Below are 18,303 nucleotides of genomic sequence, written 5' to 3'. Positions count from 1 at the left end.
TCCGGCGTCCTCCACAGACAGATCTGCACCCGACCTGCAACCTCGGAGGAGAGCAGGGGTGCGGTGCTATTTGAGGTGGGTCTGTCGCGGCTCTCCGCGAGCCGGCAGAGACAGCTCGAAACAGACGTCGTGTTCGGCCGGCAGGAGGTTGATTTCCCCGCCATGGCTCATCATGACGGCGCGCACGATTGCCAGTCCCATTCCAGTGCCGCCGCTGTCCCGCCGCGTGGTGAAGAACGCGTCGAAGATCCGTTCCCGGTTCGCCGGCGAGATCGGGCTGCCGTCGTTGCCGACCTTCAGGACGAGCCGATCGGAATGAGCCTCGGCTTCCAGCCTGATCTTACCAGCCCCATGTCGCGCGGCATTGTCGGCGAGATGCGTGAGGACGATCAGAAACGTCTCGTTCGACAGACCGACCTGGCGCTCGAGAGAGCCGTCGACTTCGATCTGCATGGCAGGAAAGCGCTCGCGCAGCGGCGCGATCACGTCGGACAGGCTGCAGGCTTCGCTCTGCTGTACGGCTTCGGCACGGGCGAGCTCGCGCAGGCGCTGCGCCATCCGGTCCAGCCGTTCGGCATCGCCGAGGATGTTGTTGAGAAATTTCGCTTGCTCCGCAGGCGTGAGATGATCCGACGATGCATGCAGCGAATCCAGCATCAGCTCTGCCGCGCCCTTGATCGAGGTCAGCGGCGATTTGAGTTCATGGGTCAGATGCGCGGAGAAGTTTCTGATGTAGGTCGAGCGTCGCGCCAGCTGCTCGGCCATGGCGAAGAAGTGCTCGGCCAGCTCGGCGAAATCGCGCGTGCCGTAATGGGGGAGCGGGCGGAAGCCTTCGGGGTCATTGCGGCCGATCCGGCCGGCGCGATCGACCAGCTCGCGCATCGGCCGCGTGATGGTGCGGGCAACGATGAGGCCGACCAGCAGCGTCGTGAGCACGATCGCGGAGCCGGCCGCGATGAACTTGCCGCGCTCGACATAGAGATGCTCGAAGATGTTGCGGGGTGTTCGCGAGGTGTAGATGACCCCGGCGACGTGATCGTTGACGACCACGGGCATCGCCGAAAAGACGTGAACGCCGACACCGCGGCTGATCGAATAGATCGGCGGCGGCGACTTGTCCGGAATCCGGATCCGAAGTGCCGCGCGGTATTTTCCCTTCAGGGCGGCGGCGACCTCCTCGATATGGGCAAGTGATTTGCCCATCTCGTCACGACCGGCGATCACGATGCCCTGCGGATCGAGCACGCGAAATCCGGCGAGGGTGACCTTCTGGGTCTCGCGTACCACCGGCCAGAGCCGCGCGCCGATTGCCACATAAGCCGGGTCGGCCGGCTGGCTGGCCTCGCGGGCATCCGGGCGGCGGACGAACAGATCGTCGGCGAGCAGGTCGAGCAGGGGACGGATCGGTGTCACCTCGTCGGCATCGTCGGGCCGGGCTTCCGGCGGGATCTCCGCGCCCAGCGGAATGCCGGCCGCGAGCCGCGCCGTGACCTCCTCGGCATAGACGGCGGCCAGCACGCGGCTCTGCGCGATCAGTTCGGCCTGGGTCTGGCGGATCAGCTGGTTGTCGTAGATGCGGAAGAAGAACAGCCCGACCAGCGGCAGCGTGGCAACGAGCGCCAGCACGCCGAACATGATCTGCCCGAGTGACGGGCGCCATTTCCGCTTTGGGGTCGGCGCCATCATGGCGCGCCGCAGCGGCCGAGCCGGAAGCCGACGCCATGCACGGTCTCGATGGCGTCCTCGCAGCCGGCCGCTGCGAGCTTGGCGCGGATGTTGCGGATATGGCTGTCGATGGTCCGGTCGGAGACCTGGATGTTGAGCTGATAGGCCGCGCCCATGATCTGCTCGCGGTTGAAGACGACGGTGGGCCGCGTCATCAAGGTTCGCAGGATGCTGAACTCCAGTGCCGTCAGCGTCAGCGGCGTCTCGCCGAAACGGGCCTGGTGCTGCTGCGGATCGAGCCGGAGCCGGCCGTGCGTCAGCTCCTCGGGCTCCGCTGTGCGATCTCCGGATGCGACCCGGCGGAGAATGACGTTGATGCGGGCGACCAACTCGCGCGGGCTGAACGGCTTGGTGACGTAATCGTCGCCGCCGATCTCGAGCCCGAGGATGCGATCGATCTCCTCGTCCCGCGCCGACAGGAACAGGATCGGCACCTGCGAGGTCCGCCGGATGCGCCGGCAGACCTCGAGACCGTCGAACTCCGGCATGCCGACGTCGAGCACGATCAGGTCGGCGCGGTCCTCGCCGAACTTGACCAGGGCGGCCCGGCCATCGGCGGCTTCCGTCACCGCCATGCCGGCCTTGCTCAGAGCGACGCGCAGGACCTCACGGATATGTGGATCGTCGTCGACGATGAGGATTCGGGGGGACACGGTCGGGGCTCCGCGGCGGGACATCAGCTTGGCGTGTGGCTGAAGGGATGTGTATCGAGATAGCGCTGCAAGCGCCAGCCGCGGAACGTCCAGGAGCGCCAGTTCGCCATGTCGTTCGCTTGCTGCTCGAGCAGGCGGTCCTGCACCCGAGACAGTCCCGGCTCCCGTGGCATCAGCAGCATGCTCCAACGGACCGCCGGCAGAGCCTGCGGGCCGAGGCTCGAGAGATACTGCATGTCGATCTCGGCGCCGCTCCGTCCAGCCTCACGGCTATGCGCGACGTTGTAGTCGGCGATCAGTCCGGAGAAGTTCACGAGTGAGCAGGCATAGAGCGTTGCCGCAAGCGTCATCAGGTTCATGCGGACGAGCCACGCCGTAGGACGGTCGAGGACGATCCGTATCACGATCAGGATCAAGCCGACGGCAACTAGCGCCATCCAGACCAGCGCCGCTATCCGCCAGTGGGTCAGCAGGTATGTCTGGATGTAGATGTGGACCCGCTGGATCGACGATATCACCAGCAGCAGGTTTTGTCCGACCCAGAGGTAGACCAGCGGACGGATGAGCCGCGGCTCGTCCTCGTGTTGGCCGCGGACGGCGATGATGACGAAGCCCGCGGCCAGGAGCGCCGTGACGATCAGGGGATAGGCGCCGCGGTGAGCGTAGGTGGCGTATGTCATCCCGTTGGGAAGCGCCGCATGCCCCCACAGATAGACGCCATCGAGCACCGTCTGGATTGCAAACAGCAGGTTGAACAGCAGGAGAGAGCGGACCACGGTCTGCGGACCGAGGATGGGCGCGACGACCGACGTTGCCTGTTCGGTCAAGGCATCGATCGGCAGGCTTATCGGCAGACTTGGCGTCGTCGTCCGCTGCCGCCAGCGCAGATGGATGAGCGGCCAGATCAGCGACAGCATCAAGAACCAGAAGATGGGGCGGCCGAAGTTCAAATTGGTGACGGCGCTCTGCGGCCGGAGTTGATCGAGCCACTGCTCGATGACGGGATTGGCTGTGGCAAACAGCAGGACGAAGACGAGGCCAAGCGCCAGCGGAATGCTCCAGGTCAGCAGAAGCCGCGTGAAATCATGCGCGCGAATGGTGGCGATGGCGTCGGGGATCAGCCTCAAAGGTCCGATCAGGAGCAACTGTCGTGCAGCCGTGAGGGGCAGGCGAAGTCCTCTGGCGTCCGGATTGGTCGACAGGGCGATCACCGAAAGCGTTGCGAGCACGACGCCCGAAACGGACAGCAGGGTGAAATCCTCGATCGCCGGCAGCAGGCCCAGCACGAGAGTGAAGGTGGCCAGCATCATCCGCGGCCGGTCGATGCTGGCGTGATTGACGAGCAGGCTGGCCGCAACTAGCGCAGCGGCGAAGATCGCAAAGGACAGCCCCGGGGGCTGATCGTAGAACAGGGCGTCGGCGAGCCCGAGCAGCGCGAAGGCGATCGCGAATTGTTGCCACGTTGAGAGCGAAGCGGCTGGTGCAGCCAGCGGCTCTGCAGAGCTGGTCATTTACTGATATCCTCGATTGGGGCACGGCGCGCTGGCGTTCGCCAGCCGATGACCGAGCATGCCGCAGGAGCTTGCAGCGGCTCCCGAGGGGCTCTGCAGCATTTCAGGATTTGTTTGCAGATTTTGTGCAGTCGCGATTCTGCAGCTGGTGCAGGCAGATTGACGGCGTTACGGGAGAGACGTCGCTCTCCAGCAATGATCGGCTGCACACATGCTCGGACGTATCAGGACTCTCGTCCTCTGGATCCTTGCTCTGGTTTTCATTTTCGTCACGCTGAACAGCAACGAGCCCTATTTGGTCCGCCTGCGCGGGCCTGGCCACGCCGCCTTGTTCGTCGTCGGCTTCGCTGCGCCGCTGCTGCTCCTGCTGAATGGGCGCTGGCACCGTGGAATCGGCGGCCGCATGCTGACCCTGGCGTGGTGCATTCCGCTGATCGCGCTGACGGCAACGCAGTTCATGTTTGCCTGGAGGACATATGAGACGTTCCGCACCACCCCCGAAGTGGCGCGCGCGCTCGGGCGGCATTTCGTCGTCGGCTACACCGGGATGGACGAGGCGGCGGCGTTGGCGCGGCAGGGCCTGATCGCCGGCATCTATGTGACACATCATAACGTGCGCGGCCGGACCGAGGCGCAGCTGCGCGCCGACCTCGCGCGTTTGCAGGCCGAGCGCCGCAATGCGGGGTTGCCGCCGCTATTGGTGTCGGCAGATCAGGAGGGCGGCACGGTCGCGCATCTGTCTCCGACCTTGCCGAACATGCCTGGCCTTGCGACGTTGGCCGATGTGCCCGCCACGCGTCGTGAGCATGACGCGTTCGAGATGGGGCGCGCGCAGGGACAGGTGTTGGCGGCGGCGGGCATCACGTTCAACCTCGCGCCGGTCGTCGATCTGCGTCCGCGCTGGAAGCGCAACCGCATGGACTTCCACACCTTGATTGGACGGCGTGCCATCTCCAACGATCCGGCTGTCGTGGGCGACATCGCGCTCGGCTATGTCCGCGGCCTGGAAGCAAGCGGTGTTCATGCGGCGGTCAAGCACTTCCCGGGTCTCGGTCGGGTCGAAGCTGACACCCATCATTTCTCCGCGCAGCTCGAGACGCCGGCCGACGTGCTGGACCAATCGGACTGGCGGCCGTTCCGCCAAGTGCTCGACAACTCTCACGCGGCGATGATGGTCGGTCACGTGATGGTCGACGCCATCGATCCGGAGCGGCCCGCTTCGCATTCCAAGGCGGTGCTCGACGGCCTCATCCGTGGCCGCTGGAACTACCAGGGCGTGATCATCACCGACGATCTCGTCATGGGCGCAATCTACGGCCGCGACCTCTGCAAGGCGGTCGTCGAGGCGCTCAACGGCGGCGCCGATCTGTTGCTCGTCGCGTATGACGGCACGCAGTTCCATCGCGCGTTTGCCTGCGCCAAGCAGGCGTTCGCGCAAGGGCGCATCGACCTCGACGCGTTGCGCAGGAGCGACGACCGGCTCACGCGCTGGATGGCTGGCGACAATGGACCGCTCGCGGCGAATGCCTCGGTGACGCCGGCGCAATCGCCGACCGGAGGTCGAAAGATCGATTGAGCAGGGAGCGCCTCTGATGTCAGCGTGGGCCGTTGCCGGTCCAGTTGCGCCAGGCCACGTTGGACAGACTGCGAAGGTCCGTCGCCAGTGGGCGCCGTGTCTGCTTGTCGTGCGCACCGATGACCTGTTCCGACTCCCGGATCTTGAGCTGAAGCTCGGCAACCTGCCGCTTGGTCCGCTCGATCGCCTTCGCGTCCGCGCTCTCGCCGACCGTGAAACGGGTGGTCTCGATCTGCTTCAGCGCCGCGCGGTTCTTCTTGAGCTGAGCGCGGTGCCACGCAACCTTGCTATCACTGTCCGCAACCATGGTGCACCCCCGGGAAAGGCCGCAGAGAGTAGACGACAGAGTCGTGATTCGCGACAGCGAGGCGCGTCAGTGCCGGCGCATCGCAATACCGATCAGGTGGGGGAACTCAGTCCAATCCTGCGGCGCGTCTCATCTCATCGATCAGTTCGGATGCCTCCGCTTTGCTTCGCACACGCTCGGTCGGATCGGGCCGGCCGGCCTGCTCACTGAGGGTCTTCAAGTAAGACGCTTGAGCGTCCGTCATCGGATCGTCTCCCGAGACCCAGTCACTGGGGTCCTTTTCGAGCTTCTCTGTCATGATCCACCTCTGCGGCTGCCGATTTCGCTGTCCTTGAACACTTCTGACTTGCCAAATGTTCCTATTTTGTTCTAAGGTGTTTTCGTGGTCTCAGCGAGGGCTTCATGCACGACCTCAGTTTCGTTCGATCGGAAATCGACCGGTTGCGTATCCAGGTGGGTCGGCAGCGGCGTGAGATCGTGCAATTGCAGCGCGCCGGGATTGCCACGGAAGCGGCGCAGGCGTTGCTGCAGCGTATGCTGACGAGGCTCGATGGCCTGCGAGAGCAACGTGAGCAGCTCAAGCTGGAAAGTGCCGAGGGAATGACGCGTCGGAGGTCTGCCAGACACGGCTGAGATGTGTTCGACGCTGGCTGAAGTGCGTCGCGGGAGGTGTCAGCGGCGCGGGAGCCTCTCCGTTAATCCCTGCTGATCAGGATGTCAGCGTCGTCTTCTTCTCGCGTGACGGCGAGTTTTGCTGCGAACTGCGCAGCGCGTCGGCATCGCGTGCCTCCGGGATCACGATGTCTTGTCCGGAGCCAGCGAGCTCGTCCGGGGTGGCTTCGCACGGCTTGATCTCGAGACTGTTGTCGAGAACTTTCTCACCATGCGCATCCAGCGTGACGAGGTCGGCCTGCTCGGCCGCCTCCCAGACCTCGCGCTCGGTTCGAAACGGCCGCGTCATTTGTTCGTCATTCTCAAATAATGCGTAAGGCACGTGGGGCTCCAGATCGCATCGCGCGACGGAGCACCGGCCTCGCTCGCGTCATGGACGTGAGGGCAGTGCTGCGCGCTCCATACAAACAGCAGTCGCGGTTTGCTGTTCCATGGCGAGATGAAGCCGCCAGTCGATCAGTTGTGACGATCGGTCTTGGTTGGTCGCGGGAACGATGGCCGCGCGCGCAAGGTTGCTCGCGGTGTCGATTCAGACAGGAGAAGACAATGGACATCGAAGGAAAGAGGATCGCGATCCTCGCCACCAACGGGTTCGAGCAATCCGAGCTCGAAGTGCCGCGCGATCGCCTGAAGCAAGCTGGCGCAACCGTTGAGATCGTGTCGCTCGCCGCGGGCGAAATCAAGGGCTGGGATCAGAAGGATTGGGGACGGCCCGTGAAGGTGGACAAGACGCTCGATCAGGCGTCCGCATCCGACTACGACGCGATCGTGCTCCCTGGCGGACAGATCAACCCGGACCTGCTTCGCCTGGAGCCGAAGGCTCTGAAGTTCATCAAGGATATTTTCGACGCCAAGAAGATCGTCGCGGCCGTGTGCCACGCGCCCTGGCTCCTGATCGAGACCGGCATCGCGAAGGGGCGCAAGATGACGTCGTATAAATCGATCAAGACGGATGTCGCCAACGCCGGTGCCGAGTGGCAGGACGCCGAGGTTGTGGTTGATCAGGGCGTGATCACCTCGCGCAATCCCGGCGATCTGGAAGCCTTCAGCGCCAAGATCATCGAGGAAGTCAAGGAGGGCCGGCACGTCAGGCGCAGCGCGGCGTAACGCCAGCGCAGGGCGAGGAGAGCCGGGCCATGCCCGGCTACTCCGCAACGACGTGCCCAGCGCCCGAGGGGTCGAACGCTGGGCCGCAGTCCACACGGAGTGCCTCCAGCGAGATGGGGGAACGCCGCCGAAGGCCCATGGAAGACGTCCAATGGGCCGCGTCGTTCCTAAAATTGCACGTGGGCTAAGCGATGCGCCCCTCCATCGCAAGCTCCCGTGAGGAGACGGAACTTGCAGTGACATCCCGGGTTGGCCGGTTTTCCCGACCGCGGAGATGTGGCGTGAGCGAGAAGGCGAAGATCCAGGACTATACGGGGCCTGCCGGCGGATGGGGCTCGGTGCAAGCCGTCGCGAGCATCCTGACGCAGGAGGAGGTCACGCTGCTCGGCAGCGAGATTCTGCTCAAGCAGAACAAGCCGGGCGGCTTCATGTGCGTGAGCTGCTCCTGGGCCAAGCCGGCCAAGCCGCATCCGTTCGAATTCTGCGAAAACGGCGCCAAGGCGACGGCCTGGGAGATCACCGGCAAGACGGTCGGCCCGCAGTTCTTCGCGCAGCATGCGCTGAGCGAGCTACGGAGCTGGTCGGACCATCAGCTCGAAGAGCAGGGGCGCCTGACGCATCCGATGCGCTACGACCAAGCCACGGACCGCTATGTTGCGGTGACGTGGGACCAGGCCTTCGCCGAGATCGGCGGTGAGCTGAGGAAGCTCGATCCGCGCGCGGTGGTTATGTACACGTCCGGGCGCGCCTCGCTCGAAACCAGCTATATGTACCAGCTGTTCGGTCGCATGTACGGCACCAACAATTTTCCCGACAGCTCCAACATGTGCCACGAATCGACGTCGGTCGCGCTGCCTGAGGTAATCGGCGTGCCCGTCGGGACGGTGCTGCTGGAGGATTTCGACGAGACCGACTGCATCTTCTTCTTCGGCCAGAACACGACGACCAATTCGCCGCGCATGCTGCACCCGCTGCAGCGGGCGGCGCAACGCGGCGTTCCCATCATCACCTTCAATCCCCTTCGCGAGCGCGGCCTGGAGCGGTTCACCAATCCGCAGAATCCGATCGAGATGGTGCTGACCGGCGGCACGCGGATCAGCACGCAGTATCATCAGCTCAGGGTCGGCGGTGACGCCGCCGCGCTGCTGGGCCTCTGCAAGGCCGTGATCGAGGCGGACGACGCCGCAGTCGCAACGAAGCGGCCGCGCGTGATCGATGTGGCTTTCGTCGAGCAGCATACGCATGGCTTCGAGGCGTTCGCGCAATATTGCCGACAGGCCTCTTGGGACGACATCGAGACGGCCTCAGGCCTCAACCGGGCAGCCCTTCTGGAGGCTGCAAAGGTCTATGCGTCGGCGCATGCGGTGATCGCCAACTACGGAATGGGAATCACGCAGCATCGCCACGGCGTCGAGACCGCGAAGATGATCGTGAACCTGCTGCTACTGCGCGGAAACATCGGCAAGCCCGGCGCGGGCATCTCGCCGGTGCGCGGCCATTCCAACGTCCAGGGGCAACGGACCGTCGGGATTTCCGAGAAGATCAAGCTGGTGCCACTCGATCGGCTCGCGGAGCTCTATGCATTCGAGCCGCCGCGCCAGGACGGCCTCACAACAGTCGATGCCTGCGAGGCGATCATCAAAGGCAGTGTGAAGGGCTTCGTCAGCCTCGGTGGAAATTTCCTGCGCGCCGTGCCGGAGCGCTCGTTGATGGAGCCGGCCTGGTCGAAGCTGCGGCTCTCGGTGCAGATCGCAACCAAGCTCAACCGCACCCATCTCGTGCCCGGAGAGGTGACTTATCTGCTGCCATGCCTCGGTCGAATCGAGATCGACCGGCAGGCGAGCGGCGAGCAGGCTGTGGCGATGGAGGATTCCACCGCCTGCATCCACGGCTCGCGCGGCCAGCGCCAACCCGTCGCCGAAGGTCTGCTGTCGGAGGCAGCGATCGTGGCCGGACTGGCCAAGGCCACACTGCAACCGAACCCGCGGGTCGACTGGGATGCCTGGGTCGGCAATTATGCACTCGTCAGGGACGCAATCGAGCGCACCTATCCTGATCAGTTCAAGGATTTCAACAAGCGGCTGTTTCAGCCTGGCGGCTTTGCCCGCCCGCTCGGCGCGCGCGAGCGCAAATGGAAGACCTCGACCGGCAAGGCCAACTTCACCGTGCCCAAGGCGGCGCTCAATCCGCCGCAGCAGGGCGACGGCGTGTTCCAGCTGATGACCCTGCGCGCCGACGGACAGTTCAACACGACCATCTACAACGAGGATGATCGCTTCCGCGGCGTGAGCGGTGGCCGCCTGGTCGTCTTCATGCATGCTGGAGACATGACGGACCTCGGCATCGCGCCGGGAGACCTGATCCGATTGTCGACGGTTGCCGATGACGGCGTCGAGCGCTCGCTCGGCGGCTTGCAGGCGGTGGCGTTCGACATTCCGCGCAACAGCATTGCGGCCTACTACCCGGAGTGCAACAACCTGATCCCGCTGTGGCACTATGCTGAAGGCAGCAAGGTGCCGGCCGCCAAATCGGTGCCGGTGCGGATCACGCGCGAGCAGGGCGCCTGAGCGCAATCCTCAGCCGGCGGCGCGGCGCGCTTCATTGGGCGCCGCCTCGACGAAGGAGCTGGTGACCTCCGGCGGCGTCGCCCCGGGGCGAAGCGGAACGACCAGATGGCAGACCAGTCCTTCCGGCCGCCAGTCGAACGAGGCGCGACCGCCGAGTTGGCTTTCGACGCTGGCCATCAGGCTGCGGGTTCCGAACCCCCGGGAGGTCGGCACCCGCACCAGCGGTCCGCCGGTTTCGATCCAGGTCAAATCGAGCCGGTCTTGCTCCACGCCCCATGTCACCGACAGGTGACCCGAGCGGACCGACAGCGCGCCATATTTGGCCGAGTTGGTCACCAGTTCATGCAGAGCGAGCGCCAGGGTCTGCGCCGTTGCCGGTTCCAGCTGCAGCTCCGCGCCGCCAAACGCGATTTGGCCGCTGCTCGCGTAGGGCGCCAGCTCCTCTGAGACGAGCCGGCTCATCTCGGCACCCTGCCAGCTCGACAATGACAGGATGGTGTGAACGCGCGCGAGCGCGCTAATGCGGCCCTCGACGGCGCTGACATAGGTCTGGACGCTGTCGGCCTTGGTCAGGCGCACGATCGACTGGGCAAGCGTCAGCGCGTTCTTGGCGCGATGATCGACCTCGCGCGTCAGCAGGTTCTGGCGTTCCTCGGCGCGCTTGCGCTCGGTGATGTCGATCGTGACGCCGCTGACGCGGACCACACGGCCCGCCTTGTCGGTAGTAGCCGCTGCCGTGCCGACGCACCAGCGTTCCTCGCCGTCCGGACGTACGATGCGGAATTCGGCTTCGTAGGAGGTGATGCCGCGGCCGAATTCGGTGAGAAGGCGGCGCGCACGTTCGGCATCGTCGGGGTGCAGCAGACCCATGATGTTCACGCCGTTCAGCTCGAAGCTCTGGGGCGAGACTCCGAAGATGCGGTACTGCCCCTCATCCCACATCCAGTCGCCGTTGACACCGTCCCAATCCCACGAGCCCATCCGCCCGGCCGCAATCGCCATGCTGCGTCGCTGCTCGCTTTCCACCAGCTTGGCGGTCGAGCGCTCGAGTTCCGCGGTGCGCGCGCGCACCCGGTCTTCGAGCTCGAGGTTGAGATGCTCGAGCTCGCGCGTCTTGCGATAGAGCTCGGTGAAGACCTTGATCTTCGCGCGCAGGACCTCCGGCACGACGGGGACGGGCACGTAGTCGACGGCGCCCATCTCGTAGCCGCGCAACCGATCGAAATCGCTCACCTGCACGGCCGAGATGAAGATGATGGCGATCTTCTGAAACCGCGGATGCTCGCGGATCATCTGCGCCAGCTCGAAGCCGTCGAGCTCGGGCATGCAGACGTCGACGAGGATCACCGCGATCTCGTTCTTCAGCAGAATCTCCAGTGCCTCGCGGCCGGAGGTGGCAACCACCAGCGTTTCGCCGAGTTCCTTCAGGATGACTTCATAGGCCAGCAGCTTAGCGGGCTGGTCGTCCACCAGGAGAATGTTGACCTTCTGATGTTCCATGATGATGAGCCGTTCAGCGGTGCAGCCACATGCGGATCGCAAGGAGCAGCTGCTCGGTGTTGACGGGTTTTGCGAGATAATCGGAAGCGCCGGCTTCGAGGCACTTCTCACGGTCTCCCTTCATGGCCTTCGCGGTCAGCGCGATGATCGGGAGACGGGCGAGGGCAGGGTTCTGCCGGATGACGCCGATGGTCTGGTAACCATCCATCTGCGGCATCATGATGTCCATCAGCACGAGCGAAATCGCAGGGGTGTGCTGCACGAGTTCGATCGCCTCGGCTCCGGTCGTCGCTGTCAGAACCTTCATGCCGCGCCGTTCCAGCACGCTGGACAGCGCGAAGATGTTGCGGGCATCGTCGTCGACCAGCAGCACGGTCTTGCCGATCAGGTCCTCATCGGAACTATTCAGCTTCTCCAGCATGCGTTGCTTTTCGATCGGTAGTTCCGTGATGACGCGGTGAAGGAACAGCGCCGTCTCGTCGAGCAGACGTTCCGGAGATTCGACGCCCTTGACGACGATGCTGCGCGCCATCGTGTGCAGCTCCGCATCCTCTTCGGCGGACAATTCGCGCCCGGTGAAGACGACGACGGGAACGCTCGACAGCGACTCATCGGACCGCAACTGTTCCAGCACATCGAAGCCGCTCATGTCGGGCAGTCGCAGGTCGAGCACGATGCAGTCATAGGGCATGCTGCGCAAGGCATCGAGCGCGCCGGCGCCGGTTTCCGCGGTGAGGATCTCGATGTCGTCGTGGTCGAGCAACTGGCGGATGCTGAGCTGCTCGGCGGCGTTGTCCTCCACGATCAGCAACCGCTTGCGGCGCGGCTTGGCGTATTCCTTGATCTGTGACAGCGCAGCGCTGACGCCCTCGGTGGTGGTCGGCTTGCTGACGAACGAGAATGCGCCGCGCGCCAGCGCATGCTGGCGGTCTTCGTCCAGCGTGATGATCTGCACCGGAATGTGCCGCGTCAGCGGATTGTGCTTGAGCTGGCTGAGGACAGTCCAGCCGAGCATGTCCGGCAGGAACACATCGAGCGAGATCGCCGCCGGCTGATACTGTTTGGCCAGTTCGAGCGCTTCCGCGCCACGGTTGGCGACGAGGATCTTGAACCCCTTGTCGCGCGCGAGATCGACCAGCACGCGGGCATAATGCGGATCGTCCTCGACGATCAGCAGGATCGTGTCGCCGGGCGCGAGGTTCAACCGGTCGTCGGCCAGCTGCTCGACGACGCGGTCGGGCACCGTCTGCGGCGGCGCCGGCAGCAGCGGCGGGGTGTATTGAACCGGCGGAGCGGAGCTCACGCGGGGGGCGACTGTGGGACCGGAATATTTCAGCGGCAGATAGAGCGTGAACGTGCTGCCCTTGCCGGGGGCGCTGCGCAGATGGATCTCGCCGCCGAGCAGGTTCGCGAGCTCGCGGCTGATGGCGAGCCCCAGTCCGGTGCCGCCATATTTGCGGCTGGTGCCGGCATCCGCCTGCTGGAAGGCTTCGAAGATCAGCTTCTGCTTGTCCTGGGGAATGCCGATGCCGGTGTCGGCGACCTCGAACGCGATGACGGCGGGTGCGCTGTTGAGCACCGGATGTTCGGTGCTCCAGCCGCCGAGGGCAGCGGACACCTTCAGGCGGACGCCGCCTTCCGCGGTGAACTTGAAAGCGTTCGACAACAGGTTCTTGAGCACCTGCTGCAGGCGCTTGGAGTCGGTGACGATGCTCCGCGCAAGGTTCGGGTCTACGTCGATGTTGAACGAGAGTAGCCGGTTCTCGGCTTCGTGCCGGAACGGGCGTCCGACCGTCTCGAGCAGGTTCGCGGTCAGGATCTCCTCGGCATCCACCGTCACGGTGCCGGATTCGATCTTGGAGAGGTCGAGAATGTCGCTGATCAAATTGAGCAGGTCGGTGCCGGCGCCGTGGATCGTGCGGGCAAATTCGACCTGCTTGAGGCTGAGGTTGCCATCCGGGTTCTCGGTGAGCTGCTGGCCCAGGATCAGGATGGAGTTGAGCGGCGTCCGCAGCTCGTGCGACATGTTCGCCAGGAACTCGGATTTGTACTTGGACGTCAGCGCGAGCTCGGTCGCCTTTTCCTCGAGCGCGCGGCGGGCCTGCTCAATCTCCTGGTTCTTGCGCTCGACCTCGACGTTGCGCTCGGCCAGCTGCTGCGCCTTCTGTTCGAGCTGCTCATTGGTCTGCTGCAGCTCGCGCTGCTGCGCCTGCAGCTCCGCGGCAAGCTGCTGCGACTGCTTCAGCAGACCCTCGGTCTGCATCGTCGCTTCGATCGAGTTCAGTACGATGCCGATGGAGTCGGTGAGCTGGTCGAGGAACGTCATCTGTGAGGTCGTGAACGGACTGAGCGAGGCGAGCTCGATCACGGCTTTCACCTGGCTTTCGAACAGCACCGGCAGCACCACGAGGTTCTTCGGTACGGCGCGGAGCAGGGCGGATCCCACCGGAATGACGTCGGACGGAATCTCCGAGATCAGCCGCTGGCGCTTGTCGATCGCGCATTGGCCGATCAACCCCTCGCCGAACTGGACCAGCTGGCGATGCGGATAGACACCGTCATTGGCGTAGGAGGCGAGCAGGCGCAGCTGCGGCGTATACTCGTTCTCGACCTGGTAGATCACGCCGCGATGCGCATTCACCAGCGGCGTCAGCTCGCTCAGCAGCAGGCGGCCGACGGTGGTCAGATCGCGCTGGCCCTGCAACATGTTGGTGAAACGGGCGAGGTTCGTCTTCAGCCAGTCCTGCTCGGTGTTGAGGTCGGTGGTGAGCCGCAGGTTGGTGATCATCGTGTTGATGTTGTCCTTGAGCTCGGCGACCTCGCCGCGCGCATCGACCTGAATGCTGCGGGTGAGATCGCCCTTGGTCACGGCGGTGGCGACCTCGGCGATGGCGCGGACCTGCGATGTCAGGTTGGCGGCGAGCAGGTTGACGTTGCCGGTCAGATCCTTCCAGGTGCCGGCCGCGCCGGGCACGTTGGCCTGTCCGCCGAGCCGGCCCTCCACGCCGACCTCGCGGGCGACGCTGGTGACCTGATCGGCGAAGGTCGCGAGCGTCTCGGTCATGTTGTTGATGGTCTCGGCGAGTGCTGCGACCTCGCCCTTCGATTTCACGGTGAGGTTCTGCTTCAGATCGCCGTTGGCAACGGCGGTGACGACCTTCACGATGCCGCGCACCTGCTCGGTCAGATTGGCGGCCATGAAGTTGACGGTGTCGGTGAGATCCTTCCAAGTGCCGGCCACGCCAGGCACTTGAGCCTGGCCGCCGAGCTTGCCCTCGGTGCCGACCTCGCGCGCGACGCGCGTCACCTCGCCGGCGAAGGCGTTGAGCTGATCGACCATCGTATTGATGGTGTTCTTCAGCTCGAGGATCTCGCCCTTCACGTCAACGGTGATCTTGCGTGACAGGTCGCCGCGCGCGACGGCCGTGGTCACCTCGGCGATGTTGCGGACCTGCGTGGTCAGGTTGGCGGCGAGCAGGTTGACGTTGTCGGTGAGGTCCTTCCAGGTGCCGCCGACACCGGGGACCACGGCCTGGCCGCCGAGCCGGCCCTCGGTGCCGACCTCGCGCGCCACACGCGTCACTTCGGCGGCGAACGATCGAAGCTGCTCGACCATCGTGTTGAGGGTATCCTTGAGCAGTAGGATCTCGCCGCGCACGTCGACCGTGATCTTCTTCGACAAATCGCCGCCGGCGATCGCGGTGGCGACCTCGGCGATGTTGCGAACCTGCGCGGTCAGGTTGGAAGCCATGAAGTTGACGCTGTCGGTCAGGTCCTTCCAGGTGCCCGCAACTTCCGGCACCTGCGCCTGGCCGCCGAGCTTGCCTTCGGTGCCGACCTCGCGCGCGACGCGCGTCACCTCGGAGGCGAAGGCGTTGAGCTGATCGACCATCGTGTTGATGGTGTTCTTCAGTTCGAGGATCTCGCCCTTCACGTCGACGGTGATCTTGCGCGACAGGTCGCCGCGCGCCACGGCCGTGGTCACCTCGGCGATGTTGCGGACCTGCGCGGTCAGATTGCCGGCCATCGAGTTGACGCTGTCGGTGAGATCCTTCCAGGTGCCGGCGACGCCGGGCACGTTGGCCTGGCCGCCGAGCCGGCCCTCGGTACCGACCTCGCGCGCGACGCGCGTCACCTCGCCGGCGAAGCGGTTCAGCTGATCCACCATCGTGTTCAGCGTTTCCTTCAGGCTCAGAATTTCGCCGCGCACGTCGACCGTGATCTTGCGCGACAGGTCGCCGCCGGCGATGGCGGTTGCCACTTCCGCGATGTTGCGGACCTGCGCGGTCAGATTGCCGGCCATCGAGTTGACGCTGTCGGTGAGGTCCTTCCAGGTGCCGGCGACGCCGGGCACCTCGGCCTGGCCGCCGAGCTTGCCGTCGGTGCCGACCTCGCGCGCGACGCGCGTGACTTCGCCGGCGAAAGCGTTGAGCTGGTCAACCATCGTGTTCAGCGTTTCCTTCAATTGAAGGATCTCGCCCGACACGTTGACCGTGATCTTCTTCGACAGGTCGCCCTTGGCGACAGCGGTCGCGACCTCGGCGATGTTGCGGACCTGCCCGGTCAGGTTCGAGGCCATCGAGTTGACACTGTCGGTCAAGTCCTTCCAGGTGCCGGCCACGCCGCGCACCATGGCCTGGCCGCCGAGCTTGCCCTCGGTGCCGACCTCGCGCGCGACGCGGGTGACTTCGCCGGCGAAGGCGTTGAGCTGATCGACCATCGTGTTGATGGTGTCCTTCAGCTCCAGGATCTCGCCGCGCACGTCGACGGTGATCTTCTTGGAGAGGTCGCCGTTGGCCACCGCAGTCGTCACTTCGGCGATGTTGCGGACCTGCGCCGTAAGGTTCGACGCCATCGAGTTGACGCTCTCGGTGAGGTCCTTCCAGGTCCCGGCGACGCCGAGCACGTTGGCCTGGCCGCCGAGCCTCCCGTCGGTGCCGACCTCACGCGCCACGCGCGTCACTTCGCCGGCAAAGGCGTTGAGCTGGTCGACCATCGTGTTCAGGGTTTCCTTCAACTGAAGGATCTCGCCGGACACGTTCACCGTGATCTTCTTCGACAGATCGCCGCTGGCAATCGCAGTCGCCACGTCGGCGATGTTGCGGACCTGTGCCGTCAGGTTCGAGGCCATGAAGTTGACGTTGTCGGTCAGGTCCTTCCAGGTGCCGGCGACGCCGGGCACCTTGGCCTGACCGCCGAGCTTGCCTTCGGTGCCGACCTCGCGCGCGACGCGCGTCACCTCTGACGCGAACGCGTTGAGCTGATCGACCATCGTGTTGATGGTGTCCTTGAGCTCCAGGATCTCGCCGCGGACGTCGACCGTGATCTTGCGCGACAGGTCGCCGCGCGCCACCGCGGTCGTGACGTTCGCGATGTTGCGGACCTGTGCAGTCAGATTGCCGCACATCGCGTTGACCGAGTCGGTCAGATCCTTCCAGGTGCCGGCGACGCCGGGAACGATGGCCTGACCACCCAGCTTGCCGTCGGTTCCGACCTCGCGGGCCACGCGTGTCACTTCCGAGGCGAACGAGCGCAACTGATCGACCATCGTGTTGATGGCTTCCTTGAGCTGCAGGATCTCACCGCGGACGTCGACGGTGATCTTCTTGGAGAGGTCGCCATTGGCGACAGCGATCGTCACTTCCGCGATGTTGCGGACCTGGCCCGTCAGATTGTTGGCCATGGAATTGACGCTCTCGGTCAAATCCTTCCAGACCCCGGTCACTTCGGGCACCTGGGCTTGGCCGCCGAGCTTGCCCTCGGTGCCGACCTCGCGCGCCACGCGCGTCACCTCCGAGGTGAACACGCTCAGTTGCTTGATCATCGTGTTGACGATGGTGGCGGATTGAAGGAACTCGCCACCCAGCGGCCGGCCGTCGACGTCGAGCTTCACCGTCTGCAACAGATCGCCCTGGGCGACCGCGGCCACGGCGCGGGTCACCTCGCGGGTCGGCCATAGGAGGTCATCGATCAGCGTGTTGATCGAGCTCTCCATGTCGGCCCATGATCCGCTTGCGATGCCGAACCTGACGCGTTGCCGCGTCTTGCCTTCGCGACCGACGACCTGGCCGACGCGTTCGAGCTGCTGAGCCATGCGCTGATTGGCGGCGATGATCTCGTTGAACGTATCGGCGATCTTTCCCTCAATGCCAAGATAGTCGCCGCCCATGCGGACTGAAAAGTCGCCTGAGCGCATGGCCTGAAGCGCGCGCAGAAGGTCCTGGCTGGCGTCGGGCGTTTCGGTTCCATTGCCATTCCGACTGAAGCCCTGCCGAGCAGGAATCGAACCGGCAGCCGTGTCGAGATCGCTCATCAAGTTCCCCCAGGCAGAATGTCTGCCGGCAAGATCTGAGTCTTACGAGTCGCGGGCATAGAAGCCGCGCCTACTACTCAAATCAAGCCGAATGCCGTGTTTCCTTGCGAATGGAACCGCTCGTAGCTGGCACAAGCGGCTCAACATCGACGCGGGAAAATAGTTCCAAAAATCTTTCCCCGCGGCTTGGGACGCCGGCAACTGTAGGAACGGCGGCGGAAGAACCGGCTTGTTTCCGGTGAGGAGAAGCTCATGAAACAACAACTAGGAGGCTGTCTTGCGGTGTTCCTGGTTCTGACACCTGCGGCGGCGCTGGCCCAATCAGGGGGACCGAGCGGGCCAGGATCCGTGACGGGCGATCCGGCCGCGAGT

At 64.7% G+C, this 18,303-nt stretch carries 12 protein-coding genes; 4 read left to right on the top strand and 8 right to left on the bottom strand.

What is annotated here, in order from left to right; all coding sequences use genetic code 11:
• Positions 1-66: 66 nt before the first annotated feature.
• The 3 genes from ACQR1I_RS15080 to ACQR1I_RS15070 are packed head-to-tail and all read right to left on the bottom strand — an operon-like array spanning position 67 to position 3,889.
• On the bottom strand, positions 67-1,686 hold the full coding sequence (locus ACQR1I_RS15080; protein WP_434867157.1) for an ATP-binding protein: 1,620 nt from the start codon (positions 1,684-1,686) through the stop codon (positions 67-69).
• On the bottom strand, positions 1,683-2,378 hold the full coding sequence (locus ACQR1I_RS15075) for a response regulator (RefSeq protein ID WP_434867158.1): 696 nt from the start codon (positions 2,376-2,378) through the stop codon (positions 1,683-1,685). The genes ACQR1I_RS15080 and ACQR1I_RS15075 overlap by 4 nt, the downstream gene beginning before the upstream one ends.
• A gap of 23 nt (positions 2,379-2,401) precedes the next feature.
• Positions 2,402-3,889, bottom strand: a complete 1,488-nt coding sequence (locus tag ACQR1I_RS15070; protein ID WP_434867159.1) for a DUF4153 domain-containing protein — start codon at positions 3,887-3,889, stop codon at positions 2,402-2,404.
• Positions 3,890-4,100: 211 nt separating this feature from the next.
• Here ACQR1I_RS15070 and ACQR1I_RS15065 point away from each other — a divergent pair, with 211 nt between their 5' ends.
• Positions 4,101-5,465, top strand: coding sequence for a glycoside hydrolase family 3 N-terminal domain-containing protein (locus ACQR1I_RS15065; protein WP_434867160.1), 1,365 nt, complete (start codon positions 4,101-4,103; stop codon positions 5,463-5,465).
• A gap of 19 nt (positions 5,466-5,484) precedes the next feature.
• Here the strand turns inward: ACQR1I_RS15065 and ACQR1I_RS15060 are convergent, their stop codons facing one another.
• Both ACQR1I_RS15060 and ACQR1I_RS15055 read right to left on the bottom strand, forming a co-directional pair.
• Positions 5,485-5,772 carry a hypothetical protein gene (locus ACQR1I_RS15060; protein WP_434867161.1) on the bottom strand — a complete coding sequence of 96 codons (288 nt, stop codon included), beginning with the start codon at positions 5,770-5,772 and terminating at the stop codon, positions 5,485-5,487.
• A gap of 106 nt (positions 5,773-5,878) precedes the next feature.
• Positions 5,879-6,070 (bottom strand): DUF3072 domain-containing protein, encoded by a 192-nt coding sequence (locus tag ACQR1I_RS15055; protein WP_434867162.1) that lies wholly within the window; start codon positions 6,068-6,070, stop codon positions 5,879-5,881.
• Between the two features lie 104 nt (positions 6,071-6,174).
• Here ACQR1I_RS15055 and ACQR1I_RS15050 point away from each other — a divergent pair, with 104 nt between their 5' ends.
• Positions 6,175-6,405, top strand: coding sequence for a hypothetical protein (locus ACQR1I_RS15050; RefSeq protein WP_434867163.1), 231 nt, complete (start codon positions 6,175-6,177; stop codon positions 6,403-6,405).
• Between the two features lie 76 nt (positions 6,406-6,481).
• Here the strand turns inward: ACQR1I_RS15050 and ACQR1I_RS15045 are convergent, their stop codons facing one another.
• The gene (locus tag ACQR1I_RS15045; protein ID WP_434867164.1) at positions 6,482-6,733 is read right to left on the bottom strand and encodes a hypothetical protein; all 252 of its coding nucleotides are present in this window, start codon (positions 6,731-6,733) and stop codon (positions 6,482-6,484) included.
• A gap of 257 nt (positions 6,734-6,990) precedes the next feature.
• On the opposite strand from ACQR1I_RS15045, the gene ACQR1I_RS15040 reads away from it, so the two are divergent.
• Entirely contained in the window at positions 6,991-7,551 is a 561-nt protein-coding gene (locus tag ACQR1I_RS15040; RefSeq protein WP_434867435.1) for a type 1 glutamine amidotransferase domain-containing protein, read from the top strand.
• Positions 7,552-7,832: 281 nt separating this feature from the next.
• Positions 7,833-10,118, top strand: a complete 2,286-nt coding sequence (locus tag ACQR1I_RS15035) for an FdhF/YdeP family oxidoreductase (protein ID WP_434867165.1) — start codon at positions 7,833-7,835, stop codon at positions 10,116-10,118.
• 9 nt (positions 10,119-10,127) lie between these two features.
• On the opposite strand, the gene ACQR1I_RS15030 is transcribed toward ACQR1I_RS15035, so the two are convergent.
• Both ACQR1I_RS15030 and ACQR1I_RS15025 read right to left on the bottom strand, forming a co-directional pair.
• Positions 10,128-11,618, bottom strand: a complete 1,491-nt coding sequence (locus tag ACQR1I_RS15030) for an HWE histidine kinase domain-containing protein (protein WP_434867166.1) — start codon at positions 11,616-11,618, stop codon at positions 10,128-10,130.
• A 13-nt stretch (positions 11,619-11,631) separates the two neighbouring features.
• Complete coding sequence (locus ACQR1I_RS15025; protein ID WP_434867167.1) at positions 11,632-17,931, bottom strand: HAMP domain-containing protein; 6,300 nt, start codon at positions 17,929-17,931, stop codon at positions 11,632-11,634.
• Between the last annotated feature and the right edge of the window lie 372 nt (positions 17,932-18,303).

Origin of the sequence: Bradyrhizobium sp. HKCCYLS2038 (assembly GCF_051167655.1) — a bacterium.
In the GTDB taxonomy this organism is placed as follows: Bacteria; Pseudomonadota; Alphaproteobacteria; order Rhizobiales; family Xanthobacteraceae; genus Bradyrhizobium.
Note: the sequence above shows the minus strand (reverse complement) of the source record. Positions and strands in the feature narration are given on the sequence as shown.